This is a genomic window from Gordonia sp. Z-3 (genome assembly GCF_036233855.1).
Classification (GTDB): domain Bacteria; phylum Actinomycetota; class Actinomycetes; order Mycobacteriales; family Mycobacteriaceae; genus Gordonia; species Gordonia tangerina.
Genome location: NZ_JAZARS010000019.1, coordinates 89988 through 110353 on the forward strand (window position 1 = coordinate 89988; position 20366 = coordinate 110353).

General features: G+C 66.5%; 19 protein-coding genes. 9 read left to right on the forward strand and 10 right to left on the reverse strand.

Annotation, left to right across the window (positions count from 1 at the left end):
* Positions 1-5: 5 nt before the first annotated feature.
* From crtI to VX037_RS20100, 8 genes are all read right to left on the reverse strand, one after another.
* On the reverse strand, positions 6-1595 hold the full coding sequence (gene crtI / locus VX037_RS20065) for a phytoene desaturase family protein (RefSeq protein ID WP_328715579.1): 1590 nt from the start codon (positions 1593-1595) through the stop codon (positions 6-8).
* Entirely contained in the window at positions 1592-2506 is a 915-nt protein-coding gene (locus tag VX037_RS20070) for a phytoene/squalene synthase family protein (protein ID WP_266063557.1), read from the reverse strand. The genes crtI and VX037_RS20070 overlap by 4 nt, the downstream gene beginning before the upstream one ends.
* 5 nt (positions 2507-2511) lie before the next feature.
* The gene (gene idi / locus VX037_RS20075; RefSeq protein ID WP_266063558.1) at positions 2512-3051 is read right to left on the reverse strand and encodes an isopentenyl-diphosphate Delta-isomerase; all 540 of its coding nucleotides are present in this window, start codon (positions 3049-3051) and stop codon (positions 2512-2514) included.
* A gap of 124 nt (positions 3052-3175) precedes the next feature.
* Positions 3176-3331, reverse strand: coding sequence for a DUF6131 family protein (locus VX037_RS20080; protein WP_266063580.1), 156 nt, complete (start codon positions 3329-3331; stop codon positions 3176-3178).
* A 103-nt stretch (positions 3332-3434) separates the two neighbouring features.
* Positions 3435-3869: a nitroreductase family deazaflavin-dependent oxidoreductase gene (locus VX037_RS20085; RefSeq protein ID WP_266063559.1), complete on the reverse strand. Its 435-nt coding sequence runs from the start codon at positions 3867-3869 to the stop codon at positions 3435-3437.
* Between the two features lie 32 nt (positions 3870-3901).
* Positions 3902-4624, reverse strand: coding sequence for a crotonase/enoyl-CoA hydratase family protein (locus VX037_RS20090; RefSeq protein WP_372512466.1), 723 nt, complete (start codon positions 4622-4624; stop codon positions 3902-3904).
* 351 nt (positions 4625-4975) lie between these two features.
* Positions 4976-6223: an HNH endonuclease gene (locus tag VX037_RS20095; RefSeq protein WP_328715580.1), complete on the reverse strand. Its 1248-nt coding sequence runs from the start codon at positions 6221-6223 to the stop codon at positions 4976-4978.
* 348 nt (positions 6224-6571) lie between these two features.
* Positions 6572-7519 carry an EamA family transporter gene (locus tag VX037_RS20100; protein WP_287014725.1) on the reverse strand — a complete coding sequence of 316 codons (948 nt, stop codon included), beginning with the start codon at positions 7517-7519 and terminating at the stop codon, positions 6572-6574.
* Positions 7520-7611: 92 nt separating this feature from the next.
* Between VX037_RS20100 and VX037_RS20105 the strand changes: the two genes are divergently transcribed.
* The 4 genes from VX037_RS20105 (at position 7612) to VX037_RS20120 (ending at position 12880) form a co-directional block, all read left to right on the forward strand.
* Entirely contained in the window at positions 7612-8544 is a 933-nt protein-coding gene (locus VX037_RS20105; RefSeq protein ID WP_235726053.1) for a LysR family transcriptional regulator, read from the forward strand.
* A 137-nt stretch (positions 8545-8681) separates the two neighbouring features.
* Positions 8682-9437, forward strand: a complete 756-nt coding sequence (locus tag VX037_RS20110) for a hypothetical protein (protein WP_235726052.1) — start codon at positions 8682-8684, stop codon at positions 9435-9437.
* A 285-nt stretch (positions 9438-9722) separates the two neighbouring features.
* Positions 9723-11894 (forward strand): RNA polymerase recycling motor ATPase HelR, encoded by a 2172-nt coding sequence (gene helR, locus VX037_RS20115; protein ID WP_328715582.1) that lies wholly within the window; start codon positions 9723-9725, stop codon positions 11892-11894.
* Between the two features lie 155 nt (positions 11895-12049).
* Complete coding sequence (locus tag VX037_RS20120) at positions 12050-12880, forward strand: SDR family NAD(P)-dependent oxidoreductase (RefSeq protein ID WP_266063564.1); 831 nt, start codon at positions 12050-12052, stop codon at positions 12878-12880.
* Between the two features lie 20 nt (positions 12881-12900).
* On the opposite strand, the gene VX037_RS20125 is transcribed toward VX037_RS20120, so the two are convergent.
* Positions 12901-13518: a transglycosylase SLT domain-containing protein gene (locus VX037_RS20125; RefSeq protein ID WP_235726049.1), complete on the reverse strand. Its 618-nt coding sequence runs from the start codon at positions 13516-13518 to the stop codon at positions 12901-12903.
* A 657-nt stretch (positions 13519-14175) separates the two neighbouring features.
* Here VX037_RS20125 and VX037_RS20130 point away from each other — a divergent pair.
* From VX037_RS20130 to VX037_RS20150, 5 genes are all read left to right on the forward strand, one after another.
* On the forward strand, positions 14176-14799 hold the full coding sequence (locus VX037_RS20130) for an Rv1733c family protein (protein ID WP_328715583.1): 624 nt from the start codon (positions 14176-14178) through the stop codon (positions 14797-14799).
* Between the two features lie 91 nt (positions 14800-14890).
* The gene (locus VX037_RS20135; RefSeq protein ID WP_235726047.1) at positions 14891-15499 is read left to right on the forward strand and encodes a TetR/AcrR family transcriptional regulator; all 609 of its coding nucleotides are present in this window, start codon (positions 14891-14893) and stop codon (positions 15497-15499) included.
* Between the two features lie 117 nt (positions 15500-15616).
* Entirely contained in the window at positions 15617-16966 is a 1350-nt protein-coding gene (locus tag VX037_RS20140) for a flavin monoamine oxidase family protein (RefSeq protein WP_328715584.1), read from the forward strand.
* A 6-nt stretch (positions 16967-16972) separates the two neighbouring features.
* Entirely contained in the window at positions 16973-18277 is a 1305-nt protein-coding gene (locus VX037_RS20145) for a flavin monoamine oxidase family protein (protein WP_328715585.1), read from the forward strand.
* 87 nt (positions 18278-18364) lie between these two features.
* Positions 18365-19171, forward strand: a complete 807-nt coding sequence (locus VX037_RS20150) for an SHOCT domain-containing protein (RefSeq protein ID WP_328715587.1) — start codon at positions 18365-18367, stop codon at positions 19169-19171.
* Between the two features lie 22 nt (positions 19172-19193).
* Here the strand turns inward: VX037_RS20150 and VX037_RS20155 are convergent, their stop codons facing one another.
* Positions 19194-20321, reverse strand: a complete 1128-nt coding sequence (locus tag VX037_RS20155) for a nitronate monooxygenase (RefSeq protein ID WP_266063567.1) — start codon at positions 20319-20321, stop codon at positions 19194-19196.
* Positions 20322-20366 lie beyond the last annotated feature (45 nt).

The following is a 20366-nucleotide window of genomic DNA, read 5'->3' on the forward strand; positions in this document are numbered from 1 at the left end:
TCGGTTCACCGGGTTGGTAGCGGCCCCACCGAGCGGTCGCCGCGAACCCGTTTGAGTACCAACTCGGCGCTGATCAGACACATCGGCAGACCGATGCCGGGGGTGGTGCTCGAGCCTGCGTAGTAGAGTCCCTCCACCTTGCGCGACGTGTTTCCTGCGCGCAGAAAAGCGCTCTGCCGCAACGTGTGTGCCGGTCCGAGCGCGCCACCCGACCACGAGTTGAGGTCGGCGACGAAGTCACCGGGCCCCATCGTCCGGCGTACCACGATCCGCTCGGCGAGGTCGGGGATCGACGCCCAGTCGGCGACCAGTTCGATCGCCCGATCCGCGATCTGTTCGATGACCGGGGCACCCGCTCCGTCGACGCCACCGGAGCCGAGTAACGGATCGGCCGGTATCGGCACCAGGAGGAAGAGATTCTCGTCGCCGTCGGGGGCCACCGAGTCGTCCGACGCCGACGGCCGGCACACATACAGCGAGGCGGGGTCGGGTACCCGGGTGGGCGACTCGAAGATCGCGTCGAAGTTGCTGCCCCAGTCGCTGGTGAAGAACAGCGAGTGATGGGCCAGTTCGGGCAGTCGGCCCCGTACCCCGAGGAAGACCAGTACCGCGCCGGGGCCCGATGTCGCTTTGTCCCACCATTTCTGCGGGAAGGTCTGTTGGTGCGGCGGCAACATCGTGGTCTCGATGTGGTGGAGATCAGCGGCGCCGATGACGAGGTCGGCGGGTAGGTCGCATTCGACGCCGGTACTGTCGCGGGTGCGCACCCCGCTCACCCGGTCGCGGCGTGAACTCCATCGTCTTGTCGGCTGCCGCGGCTCGGTGAGGATGGCGGTGGCAGCGGTTCCGGTGTGTATCCGCACGCCGTTCTCGACGGCCAGTTTCTCGAGCACCTCGGGTAGCCGCACGAAACCGCCGTCGGGGTAGCGGACGCCGTCGGCGAGGTCGAGCCAGCTCATCAGGTGATACATCGCGGGCGCCCGATCCGGGGATGCCCCCAGGAACACCGCAGGGTAGCCGAGGATCTGGCGAATGCGGTTGTCCCGGAACCGGGAGGCGATATGCGCATCCAGCTTCGCGGTCAGCAGGCCCACCAACTGCCGGGCATTCGCCAGCACCCGACGGCCCGCGAAAGCGTCCACGGAGTCGAAGTTGGTGTAGAGAAAGCGTTGCACTGCGATGTCATAGGCACTGCGCGCGGAGGCGAGATAGTCGTCGAAGGCCGCGCCGGCCCCCGGTTCGAGCGACTCGAACAGCTCTCGGTTGCGGGCCTCGTCGCCGGCGACGTCGACGCTGTCGGCAACGCCCTCGAAGAACACCCGGTAGCCGGGTTCCAACCGCAGCAGATCGATCTGTTCGTCGGTGGAGGTGCCGAGTAGTTCGAAGAAGTGATCGAACACCTCCGGCATGAGCCACCATGAGGGTCCGGTGTCGAACCGGAATCCGTTGCGTTCCCATGATCCGGCACGACCCCCGGGGCGATCGTTCTTCTCGACGAGGTCGACCTCGTGGCCATCCGCGGCCAGCAACGCGGCACTCGCCAGCCCGGCGATTCCGCCGCCGATCACGACGATCCGGCGAGCGGTGGCCGTCATGCGTTCACCGCCGTTGTGGCGCGCCGCGGCGCTCCGCGGCGAAAGGCTGCCGCTGCGGCGATCCGCGCCTTCGCCGGGCCCGGCACGCGGACCCGGTGACGGCACGCGTCCTGCGGCGGGGTGGCCCGGAGTCGTCTCGCCAGCTCGGCGAACAGGTCGTGCGCCGTGCACACCGCCACGCGGGTTCCACTGGGCAGCAACGGAATCGCTTGCTGGGCGCAGGCCAGGTCGTCGTCGATGTCGTCCAGCCAGCGATGCCATGTGTCTGCGGACGGACGTTCGGGGTCCAGACCCACCAGGTATCGGCGCCCCAACTCGGCGCTGTCGGCGCCGATGTCGCGCAGGAAGTTGATTTTCTGAAATGCCGCGCCGAGCCGACGTGCACCCGGCGCGAGCTGGTCGTACCGCGCCTTCCGGTGCGGTTCGTCGGCGAGGAAGGCATGTACGCACATCAGTCCGACAACCTCAGCGGACCCGTAGATGTAGGTGGCCAGGCTCTCGGCGTCGTGGCTCGACCACTCCAGATCCATCCGCATAGAGGCGAAGAACGGTGCGGTGAGCGACTCGTCGATTCCGGTACGCCGAGCGGTGCGGGCGAAGGCGTGCACCACGAGATTGGTGCTCGTGCCGGTCGCCATCGCCGCGTGCGTCTGCTTCTCCAGCGCATCCAGTTCGGCGCGACGCTGGTCGACCGTCTGCCCGGGGCGCGGCGCATCGACGATCTCGTCGGCGACCCGCACCAGGGCGTAGATGTTGTGGACGTCGCGACGGACCGGTGCGGTGAGAAGTCGGGAAGCCAGTCCGAATGACGATGAGTAGGAGCGGATCACCAACGCAGCCGTCTGTTCGGCGACCTCATCGTAGTGGTGGTAGGGCAACGCCTCGGTGTCGCGGCCAGAGGTCGATGTCATCGCGATCACACACCGATCCCGCGGTAGGGATCCGAGCCGAGTGCGTGAACCTGGTCGACGAACCAAGGACTGAACACCCACGGTGTTCGGAGCGCCGACGCCCAGACGTCCTCGATCGGTGCCCAGACCACATCCATCACCTCGTCCGGGTTCGGGATTGGTGAACCGCAGGGTCGTGCCCGATAGACCGGACACATCTCGTTCTCCACCATCCCGCTCGCGTCAACGGCGCGGTAGCTAAAGTCCGGCAGGACGCAGTGCAGGTCGGCGACCTCGAAACCCAGTTCTCGCGGCGCATAGCGCCGCACGGCGTCTTCGACGGGCTCGCCGGGTCGCGGATGTCCGCAGAACGAGTTGGTCCATACCCCGGGCCAGGTGCGTTTGCCCAACGCTCGGCGCGTCATCAGGATCCGCCCGACGTCATCGACGACATGGCAGGAGAACGCGAGATGAAGTGGGGTGTCGTGGCCGTGCACGCTGCCCCGCGGCGCCGTGCCGCGGGGCCTGCGCTCGGCGTCGACGAGTACCACCAGATCATTCGTCATCGGCCGTCCTCCGTTCGCTGGGCGGTGATGCAGCCGCTGCCGCATACGCTCCATTCTTCGTCACCACACGCGAATCGGATGGATCGGACGGCCAGATCTCGTGGCGCCTCGTCGAGGAGACCTCTCAGTAGAAGTGTTTCCGACCGCCGACCGCGCGTCCGGTTGCCCCGAGAACCGCCAGAATCGCTCCGACGACGACCAGAATGATGCCGATCGTCCAGAGAATCGGGATGCTGAAGATGAATCCCAGGATGAGCAAGATGATGCCGAGAATGATCACGGCCAACCTCCGATGTTCGGCGGACGGACTGCTCGACGCTGCTGCAAGCATGTCCACCGTACGCGGCCTCCCGGGTACCCATGTCCGATTTCGGAACCCGTGATCACGCCGTGTCCGGCGTGAGTTCGACGATCGCGAGTGGCCGTGACGTCTTCTGCTGGTAGGCGCGGTATCGCCCCTTGTTCACGCTGTCGACGAGATCGAATCGCCGCGCGTAGTCGGGGTCACCGGGGAAGGTCGGCCGGGCAGTGACGGCCAGCCGGCGGCGCCCGACCTGGATCTCACACGCCGGGTTGGCCGTGATGTTGCCAAGCCATGCGGGCGGCCTCGGCGAGCCGCCGTTGGACGCGACGACCAGATATCTTTCCCCGTCGACTGCGTAGGTGAGGGCCGAGGTGCGCGACCTACCGGTGCGGCTGCCGATATGGCGGAGCAGCAAGGTCGGGTTGCCCATCAGTAGCCGATGACCGAGCAGCCCACCGGAGTGCTCGTAGATCCACTGATGGGTCTGCAGCGTGCGGACGAACAGGCTGGACATGCCCGCAGCCTAGCCGGTGTGCCTTTGCGTTCTCAGAGGTCCGAGAAGTCGCCGTGCCGTCCGGCTCCACCCGCGAACCGGGCAGCACCGGTGTGCCCGTCGGAATTCAGCGACTCGATGCCTACCGCGATTTCGAACGCCATCGCATCCGCTTCACGGCACCCCGCTTGTTCCTGCACGGATCGGCGGTCGTTGCGCATGCACGTCTGCGGGAACTGCCTGATCTGCTGCGCCAACTGCCGCGCTTCCGTCAGACTCATCCCCGGTTCGACCAGGCGGTTGACCAAGCCGAATCGCTCCGCCTCGAAACCGTCGACCGGTCGACCAGTGAGGATCATGTCCATCGCGCGACTGGAGCCGATGAGCCGAGGCAGCCGGACCGTGCCGCCGTCGATCAGTGGGACGCCCCATCGTCGGCAGAACACGCCGAACGTCGCGTCCGATGCAGCGACCCGCAGGTCGCACCAGATCGCCAATTCCAGGCCGCCGGCGACTGCGTAGCCTTCGACTGCCGCGATCACCGGCTTCGACATCACCAGGCGCGTCGGCCCCATCGGCCCGTCTCCGGTCGGTGCCACCTCGTTGATCCGTCCGGTTCCGACGGCCTTCAGATCCGCCCCGGCGCAGAAGTGTCCACCACTTCCCCACAGCACGGCGACATCGGCCTCGGGATCGGAATCGAACGCTCGAAACGCCGACGCGAGTTCAGCTGCCATAGGTCGGTCGACAGCATTGCGCACCTCGGGCCGGCACATCGATATGGTGGTGACCCCTTCGAAGGTCTCCACCCCGATCGACGTGTACTCGGCTGCGGCGGAACCAGGATTCGAGCCCACCTCTCGGACTGTAGTCTCCTCGGCCGCGTCGCGGATGCCGAAGGGGATGCACAGTTCGACTCCACTCGGCTTTCACCGAGTACGCGGCGCCGCAGGGTCGCATACCGCGCACCGTCGCAGCCGAACGCTGCAGTCGCCGTCGGGTACGCGACGCCTGGGGCGCCATCGCGCAATCACGCTATAGAGTTCTCAAGGGACGGTTGCGGTCCCGACCGGGGTCGGGTGCGTGGGAAGACTTGGCTGCGTGACCTACTCGCCGGTCAGCGTGACTCAGGCGGCGGCGGGTAGGTTGTCGAGGTTCATCGTGCGCCGGTTGTAGGCCGGTATCGGCCGACGTGTCGGGTCGACAGCGACGGGTGGGATGAGCCAGGGATGTCGGTCGTGACCCATGATCACTTCCCACCCGTTGTGGTGGATGTCGGCATGACACGACGGGCACAGCAGACATCCGTTGTCCAACACCGTGATTCCACCATCAGCCCAATGGACAATATGGTGGCCCTGGCAGCGGGAGGCCGCCACGCCGCATTTGATGCAACACTCATCGCGCTTGTGCAACGCTTTACGGAGATGGGCTGGGAACAGGCGTTTGTCTTTACTCATCTCCATCGGCACCGCCTCACCATCGACAATCGCGACCGTCGCAGTGGTGTCACAGGTCAACGTGCGCAACATGGCTTCAGTGATCGACCCCAGGAACGGCAGTTCGGCCAAATCGGGAGTATCAGCGGGCACCGACACCAATAACTGGTGACGTGGTGCCGACGCCGCATCACCACTGCGGGCAGCGATATCCAGCAACGCTTCGAGGGCGTCGGCATGCCGGCGCTCGGTGGAACGCGCATCCGGTGAGCCGTCGGGTTCGGGGCGCGGTGCCGCCAACTCTTCCATCGCGGCCGAGAACTTTTCGCCGACTTCGGTGTTGAGGTCGGCACGCACCTGTAGGCGTCCGTCACCGTCGACATCGTGGGTGAGTGTATTGAGGTTGCGGTCCTCGGATGCGGGTAGCCCACCGGTGTCGGCGGCGGCCTGGTTGCCCAGACGACGCGCGCGTTTACCGATGTCGGCGGGCGTGGCGCCGGAAAAGAAGTGGGCGAGAAGTTCGGTCACGATGTTTAGACGCGCCACATCGTCGATCGGTTCCGCCGATCTTTTCCCGACATGATCGACACCTTTACCCACCGCGTCGACGTGTTCGGCGGAGATCGCCCCATCGGCGGCATGCGCGGCCAGAGTGGGGAGCTGCGCACGTGCGGTGGCGATACGGATCAGGCGGGAGGCGACCGCCGGGGCCAGGCCCATCACGATCAACAGTTCACTGAGTTTGCGGCCATGATCGCGGGCCACGCCGAGTCGGTCCAGGTGGCCGACCACCGTCGCGGCGTGATGGTCGATCAGACTACGCAACGTGACCAGAGCGGTCATCGCATCGAACGCTGCCCGACCGGACAAGTCGTCGTCGAAGCGCAGCTCACGCAGTGAATCAGTAATGGATGTGAGATCCCCCGAAGTTCTCATGATTCCAAGGTAATCGAAAGAATGTTTGATGTCAAGGAGCTGAGCGTGAGAATTGCTCTGGGACAGAGGCTTTGGATAGAGAGGCAGTGAAATATGGACTATTCAGTAGACTTTGGTGAACAGGAGTCACAGGAGTTACGCATTCTTGGGTAAAAATCACCGCGAGAAGACAATTTGATGGTCTCGTGATGACGCGCCGCATCGATCAGCCACCGCGCTCCGTCCGCGCCGAACGCGCACAGGTGGCTGACGACGCACCGCCGCTCGCCCCAAAGGAGGACCCACTGCCGACGGGCGAGTATGAAGATCGCCCGAGCTGTTCGGCCTACGCGATGGTTTCGCCGCTCGTCAGCCTCCGTGCCGCGATGCTGCAGGCCGACGACTGAGCTCCGCCGGCGAGTCCGTTTGTCGGCGCCGCATCCGCGAGGCCGTCACCGTGGTGCCGATGCTCGCGAGGATCACCAGCATGATCGCGGCGAGGCGCACCGGCCCGAGCGATTGGTCGAGCAGTAACCATCCCGCGATGGCGGCGACGATCGGCTCGAGACTCAACAGCACGCCGAACACATGCTTTGGCAGGCGGCGCACGGCAGCGAACTCGAGCGAGTACGGGATCACCGATGCCAGCAGCGCCACGACCGCGGCCAGCGCGAGTAGGTGGAGGTCCTCGAATGCTGCGCTCGCCCCGGCCCCACCCAGCGGCATCACCACGACTGCGGACACCACCAACGCAACCGCCAGACCGTCGTGGCCCGGCACCAACCGCCCGGCGCGCGCACTGGTCAGGATGTAGCCGGCCCAGAACGATCCCGCCAACAGCGCGAACGCCACACCCACCGGATCGAGGCTCTCGGCGCCGGTGATGCTCTCGATACCGAGCAGCGCCATGCCGGCCACCGCCAGGGACACCCACGCGAGGTCGGTCCGACTGCGGGACAGCACCGCGGCGAGGATCAGCGGGCCGGTGAACTCTATCGACACCGCCACCCCCAGCGGAAGGCGGTCGATAGCCGAGTAGAAGGCCCCGTTCATCGCCCCGATCGCGGCACCGAAAGCCACCACCGCGATCCACTGCCTCCGCGTCCAACGCCGAACGTCCGGGCGGATCACGACGAGCAGAATGGCGGCGGCGATCGTCAGCCGCAGAGTGGTGGCGCCTAGCGGTCCGACACCATCGAACATCTGCACGGCCAGGGCTGCACCGAACTGCAGCGAGACACACGAACCGAGAATCATCAGCACAGCCGGACCGGTCTGGTCGGCACGGCGCAGCACTGCGTTCCGGGGCGTCGTCATGGCTTTCATGACGCCAGCATCACCCTGGGCTATACGATCAGTCCAGTGAATGTTTTCACCGATAACCAGTCACTTCTACTTAAGATATGGCGATGCTCAATGTGACGCGCCTGCGCATCCTGCGTGAACTGCACCTGCGTGGCACGCTGGCGCAGGTCGCCGACGCACTCTCCTACAGTCCGTCGGCCATCTCCCAGCAGCTCTCGCTCCTCGAACGCGAAGTGGGCGTGCCGCTGCTCGAACACGTCGGGCGGCGAGTCCGGCTGACCGACGACGCGGTGACACTTGTCGGCCACACCGAGCTCGTGCTGGCACAGCTCGAGCTGGCCGAGGCCGAGTTGGCCGCCACCCAACCCGAGGTCAGCGGCACACTGCGGGTGGCGTCATTCCAGACGGTGCTGCTGGAGATCGCACCGCCCGCACTGACGCTGCTGAACCTGCGGTATCCATCACTGCAGGTCGAGATCACCCAGCGTGCTGTCGACGAAGCCTTCAGCGGCCTGCTGGCCCACGACTTCGACCTGATCCTCGGCGAGGAATACCCCGATCTGCCCGACCCCGTCCGCGCCGGAACCGATCGCGCCGACCTCGTCCGTGACCCGCTGTTCCTCGCGGTGCCCTCACACGGCGCATGGGCCCAACAACCGGATCGGATCGCCGACCTCGCCGACGCGCCGTGGGCGCTGGACCCACCGGGCACCGCGAGCGGCGACTGGGCGCGGGCGATGTGCCGCGGAGCTGGATTCGAGCCGCGGGTCCGGATGGAGGGCCCCGACCCGCTGCTGCACGCCCAGATGGTCCGCACCGGTCATGCGGTGGCCTTCGTGCCCGCGCTGATCGCGGCCGAGCATCTGGCCGGCGCGCAACTCGCTGCGCTGACCGGCAATCCCGAGCGCATCCTGTACACGTCGGTGCGCGCCGGGCGCGGCGGTCATCCCGCCGTGGTCGCCTTCCGCGAGGTGCTCGCCCGCGTGGCCGCCGAACGTCGGCCGGACACACCGCGTCGTCGACTGCAAGCCAGGTGAGGGTCACCTGACCGTCGTGTCGATTTCGTTGCCTTTTCTAGGCCGATCCGATGCCGCAGGCCACGCAATCCGCACCGGTCGGGCGCCTATCCTGCAGTCAAGCCGAGTGGGGGGCCGCCCGAAGGGATGGACCGCCGATGCGAACACATCGTCGCCATCGCGTACTCGCGCTGCTCGCCGCCGCCGTCACCGCGCTCACGCTCGGCGGATGCGGCAACACCCCCGACGACCCGGCACCGCGGGCCGTACCCATGCCATCCGAGGACATCCCCAGCGGCTTCGACGTCACCTTCCGATGGTTGCCGAACGGGGTCTTCGACGTCTCCGGGCAGGAGGGCACATTCGTCCGGGCGTTCGTCGAATCCTTCGAACTCGCCAACGCCGGACGATCGGTGCAGTGGGGATATCGCGGGTTCGAGGAGGCCGCGCCCTCCAACATCGCCCAGATGATCGAGGTGTATCCGGCGGAGACCTCGGCTACGCATCCCGGTGTCGGGAGCGCGTTCTTCACGGGTCTGCGGCGTGTCGACGACGCCGACTGGACTCGGATCGTTCTGTGCCGCTATGGGTATCGGTCAGTTCAGGTCGCCGACGACGAGTGGTCGGGACGGCTGGATGCGCCCCGGCCGGTCGAGATCGACTTCCGGCGGGGCGGTGTGGTCCCACCGAGCAACATCCGCGGGACGGCTCGGACACCGCATGGCGACGTCTTCGGCGACTGGCATGTCACGCGCTACGACTTCGCCGCGATATATCCCCACACCACCGCCGATGAAAGGGCATGTGCGGCGGGCACTCCGGCCGAAGTACCGACGCATCTCCCCGCGCAGGCGACATCGCCACAACCACCGATGACACCGATTCCGGGTTGGTGGGCGTCCTCGCCCCTGTAAACCACCGCGGCCCCGGCCGACCGGCCGCACGACCCCGCCTCGTGAAGACCGCTCACGCTTCGGGCCCGATCGCCGGATTCCCCTGCCCCTTTCACGATACCGCGCGACCCGGGTCTTGCCGCAAGACCCGGGTCGACCTGCACAATGGTCGTCTCCGCCCCGCCCTGCCCGACGTCGCGGAGGTGTCAACCCCACGCCGACCCGTTCCCGACGTTGCGGTCCTGTGCCGAAACCGCAACTCCACCAACACCTGACCACGCCGGTCATACCTTCGGAGCCGCCCGAATGCCACCACGCAACCCCGAGACCCGTGACGTCGCCATCTTCCACACCGCCGATCCGACAAAGTCCACCCTGGAGGTCATCGCCGACGACGAGCGCCATTTCGCGACCATGTCGGTGAGCCTCGACGCACTCATCACCGACCTGTCCGATCGACTCGACGCCGTGCGCAGGACTGCCGGACGACGGGGAAAACAGGCGGTCGAACGTGACCTGGAGATCCACGAGTTGACCGGCCGCCTGCGCACCCTGCACCGCTTCCGGCTCGATCTCTGCCTCGGCCGAATCGTCGTAGCCGAACCGGACGGCACCACCGAGATCCACTACATCGGCCGGATCGGCCTCACCGACCGATCGGGACGGCAACTCCTCATCGACTGGCGCACACCGGCGGCCGCACCCTTCTTCTCAGCGACCCCGGCCCGGCCGATGGGGTTGGTCAGCCGCCGCCGGTACCGATGGGGGCGCGGCCGCATCGTCGACTTCTGGGACGAGGCGCTGCGCCCCGACGCCGCCACCGACCCGTCGCTGGTCCTCGACGCCGACTCCGCCTTCATCGCCGGCCTCGAGGCGAACCGATCACCCCGCATGCGTGACGTGCTGAGCACGATCGCCGCCGACCAGGACGCCATCGTGCGCGCGGACTCACGCGGCGCACTGGTGGTGGACGGCGGTCCCGGCACCGGCAAAACCGTCGTCGCGCTGCATCGTGCCGCATACTTGCTCTACGCCGATCCGCGACTGGCCGGCAATCGGGGCGGCGTCTTGGTGGTCGGCCCCCACGAGCCGTATCTGGGTTACGTCGCCGATGTCCTGCCGAGCCTGGGCGAAGAGGGCGTGCACACGGTGACCCTGCGTGACCTGCTGCCCGAAGGCGCGACAGCGGTGCCCGAGAGCGACCACGTTGTCGCCCGGTTGAAATCCTCGATGGCGCTGGTCGATGCCATCGAAGCGGCCGTACGCTTCTACGAGGCTCCGCCGACCGACTCGATGACCGTGGAAACCGATTGGGCCGACGTCGAGATCACCCGCGCCGAGTGGCTCGAGGCATTCGGGGCACCCGAGTCGGGCACACCGCACAACGAGGCTCGTGACGAGGTGTGGGCAGCGCTGGTGGACCTCGCCATCGCCAAACACGACGATGACGTGCCCGCCGAGCAACTGCGGAAGTCTTTGGCGGACAACGATGAACTCACCACAGCGGTGAACCGCGCATGGCCGATGCTGGACTACACCGATCTCGTGGGCGACCTCTGGTCGGTGCCTGCCTATCTCCGGCTGTGCGCCCCGCACCTGAGCCGCGCCGAGATCGCGGTGCTGCAACGATCCGACGCGGCCGCTTGGACGGAGTCGGATCTGCCGCTGCTCGACGCCGCGCGCCGACGGCTCGGCGACCCGATGGCTGCGCAGCGACGGCGGCGCGCCGCCGCCGCCCGCCACACCGACCACCAACGGATGGATCGGGTGGTCGACGAGTTGTTGGCGTCCAACACCTATGACGACGGCGACGGACTGATGTCGATGTTGCGGAGCGTCGATCTGCGCGACATCCTCGGCGACGCCAACGCCACGTCGGACACCGAGGCGGTACCGCTGTCCGGCCCGTATGCGCACATCATCGTCGACGAAGCCCAGGAACTCACCGATGCGCAGTGGCAGATGCTGTTGGCGCGTTGCCCTTCTCGTAGCTTCACGGTCGTCGGCGATCGCGCCCAGGCGCGCGCCGGGTTTGCCGAGTCGTGGTCGCAGCGGCTGGCTCGCGTCGGGTTTCGTGACGTCCGGTCGGCGACATTGACGGTGAACTATCGCACGCCCGAGGAGATCATGGCCGAGGCGACGCCGGTGATCCGTGCGGCGCTGCCGGATGCCAACGTACCGAGATCGATCCGCGTCAGTGGCATTCCGGTCGTGACCGGCCCGGTGACCGAGCTGGATGAGGTTGTGGCCCGCTGGTCGGCGGCACACCACGAAGGGACCGCCTGTGTGATCGGCGCCCCCGACTTCGCCGCCTCCGGCCGCATCCGCTCACTGTCCCCGCAGCAGGCCAAGGGCCTGGAGTTCGATCTGGTGGTGCTGGTGAACCCGGACGCGTTCGGCAGCGGACTCACCGGTGCGGTGGATCGCTATGTCGCGATGACACGCGCGACGCGGGAACTGGTGGTGCTGACCGATTGATCATCGTCATCCCAGGCGATCGGACGGTCGTCCGCCGACCAGCGCCGCGCCGCCATCGATTGTGGCCGATAGCCGCAATACCACCTCGGCCGTGACCGTCCGGTCCGTATTGTCGGCCGGGGGATCGTCGGAAACCGACCAGGAGGACTGAACTCGTGCCACAGCAGCGGACCATCGTGATCACCGGGGCCAGCGATGGGATCGGTGCAGTAACCGCGCGCGCACTCGCAGGCCCGGGTGTGGACCTCATCGTCGTGGGTCGCTCGGCGGACAAGACCGAGGCGGTCGCCGCGCAGGCCGGCGCCACCGCGTTGACCGCGGACTACGCCAAGCTCGACGACGTGCGCCGGCTCGCCGGTGAGATCCGCGACCGAGTCGGCTCGATCGACGTGCTGCTCAACAATGCGGGCGGAACCTTCGATCCGAAGAAGCGGACCGCCGACGGTCACGAACCGAACTTCCAGATCAACCACCTCGGCAGCTTCCTGCTGACCAACCTGCTGCACGATGCCCTCGCCGCCGACGGCGGTGGATTGGTGCTCAACACCTCTAGTATCGGCAATCTCGCCGGCCAGGTGGACCTCGACGACCTCGACTTCGACCGACGCCGAGCACTCGAGTTACGCTGCTACGGAACCGGAAAGCTGGAGAACATCCTCTTCACCCGCGGCATCGCCGATCGCTGGCGAGATGACGGAATCGTCTCTGCCGCAGTACACCCCGGACCTGCTGCGACGAGCTTCGGTCGCGATTCGTTCTTTGTCGGCCTGCTCTATCGCACACCGCTCAAGAAGGTCGGGACCATCACTCCCGAGCAGGGCGCCGAACCGTTGATCGCCCTGGCCAACCGGGGTGCCGACCCGACGATCAACGGCGTGTACTTCAGCCGTCACCGGGCGAATGGTCGAGAGAACCCGCAGGCGCGCAAGCAGGAACTCATCGACGGGTTGTGGGAGACCTCGGAGCGGTTGGTGGGCCTGAGCTGACGAACGCGTCGGACGAAACCTCAGTACGCCGAGCTGACGTTGTCCATCGACCCGTAGCGGTGGGCCGCGTAGTTGCAGGCCGCGACGATGTTGGAGACCGGGTTCCAGACGTCGAAAGCCGTTCCCTTGACGTGGTAGGCGGCGAAGGTCGGGTCGATCACCTGCAGCAAACCCTTCGACGGGATTCCTGCGGCGGCGTTGGAGTCATAGAGGTTGATGGCCTGCGGGTTTCCGGTCGACTCGCGCATGATGTTGCGATAGATACCGTCGTAGCTGCCGGGGATGTTGTTGGCCCGCATGATGTCGAGCGACTCACGAATCCAGCCATCGAGGTTGTCCGGATACACGGGCTTGGGTGCGGGCTTGGGCGCAGGTGCCGGAGCCGGCACCGGCGCGGGTGCCGGCGCCACAGCTGGGGTCGTGGTCGACGACTTCGCCGGGGTCTCGGCGTTGTCACCCAGGTCGATGGTGTGGGCGGTCTGGGTGATCGGCTGCTCCGCCCGGGCAGGCTCGTCCACAGCGATGGATCCTGCGGTCACCGCAGCGGCGATGGCCAGCGTTGCGGCGCCCACGACGTGGCTGGTCCGGGCGCGGGAGACGCCCCGGACACGACGAAGCGAAGTGGTGAAAACAGACATGTGAAGTGGTTCCTGATCGTTGCGGCCGCATGTCGGCCGGCAGCACTGCACATCCGGGGCACGCGTGGGCTCCCGGCTCGGTCAGCGCTGTGAGTGGACTTGTATGTGGACGACGTAGTCGTCGCGCGCATGGCGCAACACCCGGGCGAAGCGGGTTGTCTGGCGCAGATCGCTCAGACAGCGGCGGTGATGGCCCCGATGGCCAACACGAGTCCGCGGATTGCGCATGCGGTGTGGTTCCGCATAGCTATTCGACTTTCTCGTGCTGGGCAGACCGTCGCCTGCCTCGTGACAGGTAACAGATTGATATACATACCTGTGTGTTGTCCAAGTGAATGGCGATTAAAACGCTTGAAACCGGGAATATCTCCCGCCGCACGAACCGTCGTTTTGCCGCCCTGAGCTGGATATTCACACCCGCCGACGCCGGGTGACGTGTTTCACAAAGTCTGTCAACTCGAATCGCCGATTTGCGACCATTTCGTGATCAACGATGGCCGTCGGGTGTACGAGCACCAGCGCGCCGCTTCAGCCCTTCACCGAGCGCGACAGCCGGATCGGATATCGCGACGTCATCGGTGAGATCGTCCTGTGATGTTCATCCCTGTGAAGGCCTCCCACTGGCATTCCGACCGAATCCGGTGCCACCATGAATAGGTGCGTCGTGCAACCAATCCGGCCCGGGGGCGAGTGTCACCGGCGCTGACGCCGCGCTGCTGGCCGATCGCACGACTCCTGAGTCGCAATCCACTGGTCCGGCGCAACGACCGCATCGAGGCCTTGACGCTCTGCCTGGCCACCGCGCTGGCGCTGGTGGCCATCCCGTTCTCGTTCCTCGTGCACAGCGAGGTCCATGCCGCGCAGACCGCCGCGATGGAACGCCAGGCCCAGACCATCCATACCGTCCAGGCCACCGCAGTCGACGACGCGTCCGCAATCGTCACCGAGGCCGGCGGTGGCGCGATGGTGACCGCACGATGGACCTACAACTCCGTGCCGCACAACGGCAGCGTCGATGTCGACGACGGCAGCATCAACGCCGGTGACCGTTTCGACCTGTGGGTCGACGACGCAGGTGACGCCACCCATGCCCCACTGACCGCAGTCGAGGCCGCGCTGGGTTCGGTGCTGACGGCGGTCGCCTTCTACCTGGCGGTTCTCTCCCTCATCGCCCTTCTCGTGGTTGGCGCCCGTGCCGTCCTCCGCCGATTCCGGCACCGGGCATGGGACATCGATCTGGAGCTTCTCACCGGCAGCGGCGGCGGACACCTCCACCGGTGAGCATCCCGCCACCCAATCTCCTGTGCTATTGCTGAGGCTGATCACAGCGGCCTCTCCACTATCGGCGGGGCACGTCGCCCGAAGGTGAGAGATGCCCTACGTCGAGTCATCGGTCCGTACCAGGCAGGCCGTCGCCGCGGCCCGCGCCGTCATGATGCGGGAGGGCATCACGCGGCTGACGATGCGTGCGGTGGCCAACGAGGCAGACATCCCGCTGGGCACTCTTCAGTACGTCTTCCCCAACAAGCTCGGCCTGCTGCACGCGGTCATCTCCGATGTCGTCGACGAAATCGCCGATGTGCTGCGCGACTCAGCCGACATCGACTCCGGCCTGGGCAACGCCATCGGCAACGGACTGCGCAACTTCTGGTCAGTGCTGGTGATCGACCATCGCGACCTCCAACTGCTGCAACTCGAGTTGGTCACCTACGCCTTGCGCACGCCTGGTCTCGAAGACCTGCCGCGCTGGCAGTACGAGCGGTATTGCCAGGTCGTCGAGGACTGGTGTCGGCGCGCGGCAGCCCGGGCGGACGAGACCGCAGCCGTGCCCTATGACCAACTCGCCCGCGTCTTGGTGGCCGGCATCGACGGCCTGATCGTCCAGCACGTCATCGCGCCGGATTCCGACCGGGCGAGCGCGGACGTGGAGGCCCTGATCCGGATGATCACCGACCTCGCGTCGGTGCGATCCGCCGGCTGAATCAACCCTTGTGGACCGATGTGACCTCCCCTACACTCGCTTCAAGTCATACGTATGACTGAGTTTGCGGCTCGGGTGTACATCCCCCGAGCCGATCAGCGCCGAAAGGGAAATCCCATGGACAACGTCGACGTGGTGGTGGTCGGAGCCGGGCTCGCCGGACTCAGCGCAGCGCGGTCACTGGTCGCCAACGGTCGCACTGTCGCAGTCCTCGAAGCGCGCGACCGGGTTGCCGGCCGCACCTTCGGTGGGGCGCTCGCGAACGGGGTACCGGTGGAGCTGGGCGGACAGTGGGTGGGGCCCACCCAGGATGCCGTCCTCGAACTGATCGACGAGCTCGGCCTCGAGACGTTCCGCACCTACGACGACGGCGACTCGCTGACTGTTTACGACGGAGCGGTCGTGCGATATGCCGACGACACCTTCGGGCTTCCGATGGAGTCGGCTGTGGAGGTCGGGCGACTCTGGGAAGAGATCACCACGCTGGCCGAAACGGTCTTGACGTCAGCCCCCTGGGAGACGACCGACGCAGACTACTTGGACCGCCGAACACTCGACGAATGGTTGCGCACCAACACCTCCGACACGCTTGCACTACGCTTGTTCCGCGTCCTGGTACCGGCACTGTTCTCCGCGGAGACACCGGAGCTCTCGCTGCTGCACTTCCTGTTCTATGTGAAGTCGGGAACCAGCCTCGAGTCCCTGGTCACGACGACCGGTGGCGCCCAGGAGTCACGGGTTGTCGGTGGGACACATCGCATCTCGGAGCGGATGGCCGAGGACCTCGGTGACCGGGTCCGCCTGCGCACCGTGGTGCGTGACATCCGAGCGGACACCGACGGCGTGGTGGTCGGTTTCGCGGGCGGCGAGATTCACGGGAAGCACGTGATCGTCGCAGTCCCCCAGACCCTGGCCGGTCGCATTCGCTACACCCCGCCATTGCCTGCCGCCAGAGACGCACTGACCCAACAGATCCCGGCCGGTTCGGTGATCAAGTTCCACGTGGCCTACCCGACACCGTTCTGGCGCGAGGAGGGACTCAACGGATTCGTGCTGAGCCTCGACGATGAGTTCAACGTGACCCTGGACAACTCCCCAGCGGACGGATCATGCGGCGTCATCGTCGGTTTCCTCGAGGGCGCACACGCTCGTCGTGCCGCGGAATTCTCCGCCGACGAGCGGCGCGACCTGATCGTCGGCAACCTCGTCACCTACTTCGGCGCACGAGCCGCCGGGCCCACCGAGGTAATCGAACAGGACTGGACCGCAGAGGAGTTCACCCGCGGATGCTATGGCGGCCGACTCGGCGCCGGCGTGTGGACGCAGTACGGCCGCGTGCTCGCGGCACCGGTCGGTCGGATCCACTGGGCCGGTGCGGAAACCTCCGATGTGTGGAACGGGTACATGGACGGCGCGATCCGATCCGGCCGACGCGCCGCGGTCGAAATCCTGGCCGGTGAGGACTGAGCGGCGATGACGGAACCGGCTCAGATCCACACGACCGTGGCCATCGTCGGGGCGGGACTCTCGGGACTGACGGCCGCGACCGAACTACACCGGCGCGGCGTCGACGTCGTGATTCTGGAGGCGGCCGATCGAGTGGGTGGCCGGGCATTCAGTGCGACATCGATTTTCGGTTCTCGTCTGGACCTCGGCGGCCAGTGGGTCGGCCACGGACACGACCGGTTGACGCGGCTCGCGGCGGACTGCAACGCCACAGTGTTTCCGATGCGCACGGGTCGGATACCGGTGATTGTGGACGGCCCGCGGACGGTGTCGGCGGCGTCTGGGTCGGTGCTGACCGCAGCGGCGGCACTGACCATCGTGGGTACCCTCGCCAGACTCGGGATGCCAGAGCGCTGGAACTCGTCAAGCGTCGCCGGATGGATTCGCCGCGTGCCTGGTCGACGCGCCCGGCGGTTACTCGAGGTCATCGCTGCGGTGGCGTCCACCGCCGACACCGACCGACTCTCCGTTCACGCACTCACCCGGATGATCAGTCACGAGGGCGGATTGACCGGCATGCTGTCGAGCAGCGGCGGCGCTCAGGAGTCATTGGTACTCGAGGGCGTCGGCACCCTGACCGACACCTTGGCCGAGGAACTCGGCTCTCGGGTACACACCGGCTGTCGGGTGACCGCGATCTCGCAAACCGCGGATTCCGCGACTCTGCGCACGCACGCCCTCACCGTGGTCGCCGACAGGGTCGTCGTCGCCGTCCCGCCGCCCGTGGTCGCGTCCATCGACATAGACCCAGCGCTTCCGCCGACCCGCATTGCTCTGCAGCACAACACCTACATGGGTTCGGTCTACAAGGCCATCGCGGTGTATTCGCGACCGTTCTGGCACGCACGTTCCGGAGCAGAGTTCATGATGCTCGGACACCCCGGCGCAGCGGTCTACGACACCACGGCACCGGAGGGTCCGGGTCATCTCTGCTTGCTGGTCGCCGGCCCGGAGGCGCGTGAGCTCGACGAGCTGACCACCGAGCAGCGACAAGGCGCGCTCCTCGGGGCGTTGGCGGCCCACCTCGGGCCGGAGGTCACCGCGCCGTCCGACTGGCACGAGAAATCATGGCACCTCGACGAGTTTGTGGGCGGCGGCTATCTGGCACTGCCACATATCGGCACCACCGAGGGATTCCTCCCGATGCCATCCGACCCGGTCGGTCGCCTGCACTGGGCCGGAACCGAGACCGCCCGTGAGCACGCCGGCTACCTGGAAGGTGCCATCGAATCGGGTCACCGGGTCGCCGGTGAAGTGCTCTCAACCCTCTGACCGGGGTCGAAGCGTCGTCGGCCGATGCGCACCACACCGATCCCTGTACCCTCGGATCCGGCATCGCCCGACGAAGGAATCACCGACATGAACCAGGCCCTGACCCCTGAAGCCGACGCAGCAGTCAATGATGTGGCACAACGCCACGGTCTCTCACGCGATGCGGTCGTGTCCATGCTGGTGGCCGTCAACGCGGGTGGGGGCACGATGGCCCAGTTCTCGGTCCCCGAGTTGGGCGGTTCCGGCCAGTGGATGCGCGGCGGGATGACGATGGTCGGCAACATGTTCGACAATGCACTCAAGGCGCGCGTCGACGCACTGTGCAACGAGCTGTCCCAGTTGCTGGCCACGACCCAGGTTTTCCCGCCGCTGCCGGCCGGCAGCGCCGGCGTGTTCGGGTCCAACAACTGGTGGCCGGCCGAACTCGGGGTGCCGAGTTCGACCGGTGGACAGAACCAATCTCGCTACGCGATTTTCCCGAGTACCCGCCGACTGGCCGTCGACACCTCCGGCGTGGTCCGCATTTTCGACACCGGCGACCACAACATCGGGGGCGTGCAACAGCAGCAAGGCGGGCCGGCGGGATCGTTGCTGTTCACCAGCCAGTACGGAACCTTCGACGTCTCCAGTCTGCCGGAGGTGGGCATCGGGGCACCCGCCGCCGGGTCTGTCGATGCACCGGTACAGGACAATCCGCCGCAGCAACCGTCGAACTCCGCGCACTCGGCTCCGCAGCAGGATTCGACGTACCCTGCCCCCTCCGCCGGTGAGGACCCCGGCGATTCGACCGCGATCATCAACGCGATCGAGTCACTGGCCGGACTTCATCAGCGCGGCATCCTCTCCGACGAGGAATTCGCCGCCAAGAAGGCAGAACTGCTCGGCCGCCTCTGAGCCTCACCTGCTCCCCGGGGGATCAGGGGGCGACGTTGGCCAGTGCATCCAATGACGACGTTGCGTCGATGTATTCCTGCACCCATCGTTCGATGACCGCCGACGACTTCTCCACCTTCTGGAACTGCCCGACCACCTGGCCGACCGGGTTGAAGGCGACATCGATGCTCTCGTCGGGATGTTTGTGGGTAGCGGCGACCGCCATCCCGGACACCATGTACTGCAACGGCATTCCCAGCGGGTCGGGGGTGTTGGGGTCTTCCCACGCCTCGGTCCAGTCGTTCCGTAACATCCGGCACGGTTTGCCGGTGAACGAGCGGCTGCGCACCGTGTCACGGCTACCCGCGTCGATGTAGGCCTTCTGCTGGATCGGAGTGTTCTCCGACTCCTCCACCATCAGCCACTGCGATCCGGTCCATGCTCCCTGGGTGCCGAGTGCAAGTGCGGCGGCGATCTGCTGTCCGCTGCCGATGCCGCCCGCCGCCAACACGGGGCGCGGTGCGACAGCCTTGACGACCTGCGGCCACAGCACGATCGAACCGACCTCACCGCAGTGGCCACCGCCTTCGCCGCCTTGGGCGATGATGATGTCCACGTCGGCCTCGGCGTGCTTGAGCGCCTGCTGCGGAGAGCCGCACAGCGCCGCCACCTTGCGTCCGGAATCGTGGATCTTCTGGATCATGTCGGGCGGCGGGGTGCCGAGCGCGTTGGCGATGAGCTTGACTTTCGGGTGCTGCAGCGCGATTTCCACCTGCGGCGTCGCGGTGGCCTCGGTCCAACCGAGTAGCTGCAGGGAATTGTCGTCATCCTCGTTGAGCGGGACGCCGTGGTCGAGCAGCAGCTTGCGACCGAAGTCGAGGGTCTCGGCAGGCACCATCGACTGGAGCATCGTAGTGAGCTCCTCGGTCGACATGTTGGCGTCCATGCCCTCGTACTTGTTGGGGATCACGATGTCGACACCATAGGGGTGATCGCCGATGTGGTCGTCGATCCAGTTCAATTCGATCTCGAGTTGTTCGGGCGTGAAGCCGACCGCACCCAGTACGCCGAAACCACCGGCCTTGCTGACAGCAACCACCACGTCGCGGCAGTGGGTGAATGCGAAAATCGGGAACTCGATACCGAGCTCATCGCAGATCGGGGTGTGCATGCGTACTCCTTCGGCACCGAAACCTTGCTAGAACCTGTTCTTGTT

Bases quoted from the DNA above. Each gene is read 5' to 3' on its own strand.
- crtI (WP_328715579.1), bottom strand. From the start codon at position 1,595: ATGACGGCCACCGCTCGCCGGATCGTCGTGATCGGCGGCGGAATCGCC.
- VX037_RS20070 (WP_266063557.1), bottom strand. From the start codon at position 2,506: ATGACATCGACCTCTGGCCGCGACACCGAGGCGTTGCCCTACCACCAC.
- idi (WP_266063558.1), bottom strand. From the start codon at position 3,051: ATGACGAATGATCTGGTGGTACTCGTCGACGCCGAGCGCAGGCCCCGC.
- VX037_RS20085 (WP_266063559.1), bottom strand. From the start codon at position 3,869: ATGTCCAGCCTGTTCGTCCGCACGCTGCAGACCCATCAGTGGATCTAC.
- VX037_RS20090 (WP_372512466.1), bottom strand. From the start codon at position 4,624: ATGTGCCGGCCCGAGGTGCGCAATGCTGTCGACCGACCTATGGCAGCT.
- VX037_RS20095 (WP_328715580.1), bottom strand. From the start codon at position 6,223: ATGAGAACTTCGGGGGATCTCACATCCATTACTGATTCACTGCGTGAG.
- VX037_RS20100 (WP_287014725.1), bottom strand. From the start codon at position 7,519: ATGACGACGCCCCGGAACGCAGTGCTGCGCCGTGCCGACCAGACCGGT.
- VX037_RS20105 (WP_235726053.1), top strand. From the start codon at position 7,612: ATGCTCAATGTGACGCGCCTGCGCATCCTGCGTGAACTGCACCTGCGT.
- VX037_RS20110 (WP_235726052.1), top strand. From the start codon at position 8,682: ATGCGAACACATCGTCGCCATCGCGTACTCGCGCTGCTCGCCGCCGCC.
- helR (WP_328715582.1), top strand. From the start codon at position 9,723: ATGCCACCACGCAACCCCGAGACCCGTGACGTCGCCATCTTCCACACC.
- VX037_RS20125 (WP_235726049.1), bottom strand. From the start codon at position 13,518: ATGTCTGTTTTCACCACTTCGCTTCGTCGTGTCCGGGGCGTCTCCCGC.
- VX037_RS20135 (WP_235726047.1), top strand. From the start codon at position 14,891: ATGCCCTACGTCGAGTCATCGGTCCGTACCAGGCAGGCCGTCGCCGCG.
- VX037_RS20140 (WP_328715584.1), top strand. From the start codon at position 15,617: ATGGACAACGTCGACGTGGTGGTGGTCGGAGCCGGGCTCGCCGGACTC.
- VX037_RS20145 (WP_328715585.1), top strand. From the start codon at position 16,973: ATGACGGAACCGGCTCAGATCCACACGACCGTGGCCATCGTCGGGGCG.
- VX037_RS20150 (WP_328715587.1), top strand. From the start codon at position 18,365: ATGAACCAGGCCCTGACCCCTGAAGCCGACGCAGCAGTCAATGATGTG.
- VX037_RS20155 (WP_266063567.1), bottom strand. From the start codon at position 20,321: ATGCACACCCCGATCTGCGATGAGCTCGGTATCGAGTTCCCGATTTTC.